This window comes from Microbacterium sp. (assembly GCF_036566905.1).
Classification (GTDB): domain Bacteria; phylum Actinomycetota; class Actinomycetes; order Actinomycetales; family Microbacteriaceae; genus Microbacterium.
Map to the genome: position 1 here is coordinate 1 of NZ_DATCVK010000214.1, position 4,014 is coordinate 4,014.

The 4,014-nt window shown below is 73.4% G+C and carries 3 protein-coding genes and 1 pseudogene; 2 read left to right on the top strand and 2 right to left on the bottom strand.

The genetic code is table 11. From position 1 onward, the window contains the following. Window positions 1-1,112, top strand: a 1,112-nt coding sequence (locus VIP82_RS18445) for a MinD/ParA family ATP-binding protein (RefSeq protein WP_331911287.1), incomplete at its 5' end; no start/stop codon positions are given. Between the two features lie 46 nt (window positions 1,113-1,158). Here VIP82_RS18445 and VIP82_RS18450 read toward each other — a convergent pair. Then, window positions 1,159-2,391: an MFS transporter gene (locus VIP82_RS18450; RefSeq protein WP_331911289.1), complete on the bottom strand. Its 1,233-nt coding sequence runs from the start codon at window positions 2,389-2,391 to the stop codon at window positions 1,159-1,161. A 103-nt stretch (window positions 2,392-2,494) separates the two neighbouring features. On the opposite strand from VIP82_RS18450, the gene VIP82_RS18455 reads away from it, so the two are divergent. Continuing rightward, window positions 2,495-3,562, top strand: coding sequence for a LacI family DNA-binding transcriptional regulator (locus VIP82_RS18455; protein ID WP_331911291.1), 1,068 nt, complete (start codon window positions 2,495-2,497; stop codon window positions 3,560-3,562). Window positions 3,563-3,609: 47 nt separating this feature from the next. Here the strand turns inward: VIP82_RS18455 and VIP82_RS18460 are convergent. Beyond that, window positions 3,610-4,014: pseudogene (locus VIP82_RS18460) on the bottom strand (hypothetical protein); the annotation flags it as partial.

The following is a 4,014-nucleotide window of genomic DNA, read 5'->3' on the forward strand; positions in this document are numbered from 1 at the left end:
CGCCTGCTGTGCCGGTGACGGCGGCTGCGCCCGCTGCACCCGCGACGTCGACTGCACCCACCGAGCAACGGCGCGAGCCGGCGGCATCCGTCCCCCCGCAGCGACGCGACCCGGCGACGCTGCCGCTGCCGGAACCCCGCGAGACGCCAGCGATCGTCGCCGACCGGCGCGACGCGGGCAAGCCGACCGTCCAGGACCTGCTCGAGTCGCGCGGCGGCGCCAGCCGCACCCGTGCGGCGTCGGGATGGCAGGGAGCCGTCCGCCGAGCGACCGGCGGTCTCGTCTCGCCGGCACCCGGCCGCGCCGAGCGCGACCGGCTCGATCGCCAGAAGCGCGTGCAGCGCCGACTCGATGCGCCGCGGACGATCGTGGTGCTCAACCCGAAGGGCGGGGCGCACAAGACGACGAGCACGCTGCTGCTGGCGGCCACGTTCGGGACGGTGCGCGGCGGTGCGACGCTCGCGTGGGACAACAACGAGACCCGCGGCACGCTGGGCTGGCGCGCGCAGAACACCCCGCACCACCGCACCGCCGTCGACCTCCTCGAAGATATCGACGAGTTCTGGAACCCCAGCGGCTCCAGCCTCGCCGCGCTCGACACGTACGTGCGCACGCAGGTCGACGCCCGCTTCGACGTGCTGGCGTCCGACGAGGATGCCGCCGCATCCTCGACGATCGACTCCGCCGCGTTCGACCGGCTCCACTCGCTCCTGCGCCGCTACTACCGGCTGATGATCGTCGACACCGGCAACAACATGCGCGCCTCCAACTGGGTGGCGTCCGTCGCGGCGGCCGACCAGCTCGTGATCGTCTCCACCGTGCGCGAAGACACCGCGGCCAGCGCCGCGTGGCTGCTCGACGGCCTCCGGGAGAAGGGCTTCGGCGACAAGATCGATGACGCGGTCACCGTGCTCACGGCACCTTCGTCGCGTCCCGACCGCCGGCTCGAGGCCCGCCTCTCGCGTCACTTCGAGCAGGTGACCTCGGCGGTCGTCAACGCGCCGTTCGATCCCTCCCTCGTCGACGGCGGACCCATCGACTTCGACGCGCTGGCGCCCGAGACCCGCGACGCGTGGCTGACGGTGGCGGCGACCGTCGCGGATCGCCTCTGAGCTGACACACGCCGGGACATCTGCGGATGCCCCGGCGTGTCACGCCCTAGTGGTGGTGGCCGGCGCCGACCTGCGAGCCCGCGATCGGCTTGGCCGCGCCCGAGGCGAAGCCCGAGAGGGCGATGAGCGCGACGAGGATCCACAGCGTCGGCAGCAGCCCGATCTGGTGGCTGATCCATCCGAGGATGGGCGGGCCGCAGAGGAAGGCGACGTAGCCGATCGTGGCGGCAGCCGAGACGGATGCCGCAGCCTTCGCCGGGTCGTCGGCCGCGGCCGACATGCCCAGCGGGAAGCCGAGGGACGCGCCCATGCCCCACAGGGCCACGCCGATCAGCGCGATCGGCATGGAGGGCGCCAGGATGAAGATCACCAGGCCGCCGCCGGCGAGGATCGCGAGGATGCGGAGCGTCCAGACGCGTCCGAAGCGGTCGACGAGCGGGCCGCCGAGCGCCCGCACCGCGGTCATCGCCACCGAGAAGACGGTGAGCGCGATCGCGCCCTGTGCCTCGGTGCCGCCGTGGCCGTCCACGACGCTGAGGGGCAGCCAGTCGTTGGCGCCGCCTTCGGCGAACGCCATGCCCAGCATGATCGCGCCGATCGCGTACGTGCGCGGGTCGCGCCAGACGGCGACCGCGGCCGCGAACCTCTCGCGGCGGGTGGGGGCATCGGCGGCTTCGGTCGGGTCTTCGTTCACCTCTCGTCGCGGCACGAAGGTCACGGCGACGGCGCCGCCGACCACGACCAGGCAGCCGACGATCCAGAGGTGCGGGGCGACGCCCACCTGCCACGCCGCCATCGCCACGCCGACCCCGGCGCCGGCGACGGTGCCCAGGCTGAACAGGGCGTGGAACAGCGGCATGATCGTCTTGCCGCTCGCCTGCTCGATCGCCGCGCCCTCGACGTTCATCATGACGTCGGTCGCGCCCATGCCGAGTCCCATCACGGCGAGCCCGGTGGCGGTGAGGGCGAAGGATGCCGTGATGTCGGCGCCGAAGCCGACGAGCAGGATGCCGATCGCGAAGGTCGCGAGACCCATGAGCAGTCCGCGGCGGGCGCCCCAGCGCGCCAGCACGACGTTGGCGAGCGAGAGTCCGAGGATCGACGCGGCACCCGACGCGAACAGCAGCAGGCCTACCTCGAAGTCGTTGATCCCGAGGTTCGCCTTGACGGAGGGGACGCGCGCGGCCCACGTGGCGAAGCCCAGGCCGGTCGCGAAGAAGATGACGAAGATCGCGGTGCGCCAGGCGACCAGTTGCGTCCGGGTGAGCACGGTATCCATCCGGACACTGTACCGAATCGATTCGGTAGCGCTGAAACGCCGGAAAGACCTGCCTCGAATCGATTCGGCCGAGCAGCACCAGACGGGCTACGATCGTCACGACATGAGCCGCCAGGATGCCGGTACCCGCCGGGCCACGATCTCGGACGTCGCCCGCGAGGCCGGCGTCTCGCCGTCGACCGCCTCGGTGGTGTTCAGCGGCAAGACGCCCGTGTCGGAGGCCACCCGCCGGAGAGTCCTCGACGCCGCCGCGGCGCTCGGCTACACCGGTCCCGACCCGCGCGCCGCGTCCCTGCGCCGCGGGCGCTCGGGCATCGTCGGCGTGGTCTTCGAGGAGCACCTGCGCACGGCCTTCCTCGACCCCGTGAAGACGTTGATGATGGACGGCCTCGCCGACGCCGTCACGCCCATCGGTGCGGGACTCCTGCTCCTGCGCGACCACGAGCCCACCGGCAGCGGCCCCTCCCTCACCACGGCGCCGCTCGATGCGGCCGTGCTGATCGGCTGCAGCGGTCTGCTGCGCGAGTCGCTCGAGACCGTCAAGGCACGCGGCATCCCGGTCGTCGTCATCGAGGGGGATGCCGGGGACGACGTGCCCCGCATCGGCCTCGACAACCGCGAGGCGCAGCGCCAGGCGGCCAGCCATCTCCGCGCCCTCGGACACCGCCGCGTCGCCGTCGTCGCGCTTCCCGTCCGCGCCGGGTGGGAGCGGGGCTGGATCCACGACGACACCGCGATCGCCGTCGACGTCACGCGTGAGCGCCTCGCCGGTGCCCTGGACGTCTTCCCGGATGCCGCGACCTTCGCCGCCGCCGGCAGCTTCATCGACGAGGGGCACGCGGCCGGCCGCGAGATCTTCGCCGACCCGGAGCGTCGCCCGACCGCGGTGATCGCGCAGAGCGACCTGCTCGCCGCGGGCGTGATCCGCGCCGCCGAGGAGGCGGGCCTGAGGGTCCCCGAAGACGTGAGCGTCACCGGCTTCGACGGCATCGTGGTCGACGGCCTCGCCCCGTACGAGCTCACCACGCTGGTGCAGCCCGCGGCCGACAAGGGCCGGGCCGCGGGAGCCGCCGTCGCGGCGATGCTGGAGGGCGCTCCGGCCGCCTCGATCCGCTTCACGTGCACGTTCCGCGAGGGCACCACGACGGGCCCGGCGCCGGCCGACGCCTGACCGACCCCTGCGGTTGCGCCGCATCGCGCGGCCGGCCCCGGGCGCGATCAGGAGTGCTGCGGGCCGAGCGGCAGGCTCCGCTCGCCGAAGTCGGCGACCGTGTAGCGGCCGCAGTCGACGAGCTCGGCATCCGCCATCGAGAATCCGGCGGGCAGTTCGAACGCGGGGGACTGCGCATCGGTCACCAGGAACGACACCTCGTCCACGGTGAAGTCGTCGCGGTTGACGAGCCACGCGTAGCCGCGCAGCCGGTGGTCGACCTGCACCAGCCCGCGAGGGTCGGCCAGGTGGGCCTTCGGCAGCCGGACGGTCCAGAACTGGCCGGCGCCGGTGCGTCCGGACTGCTCGGCCCAGTCGACGACGCAGGCCAGGTCGGCGTCGGGCGCCTGCGCCGCGGCGGCGATGCGCGGCACGCCGATTCCGACGGCGACCACGACCGCGACCGCCGCCGC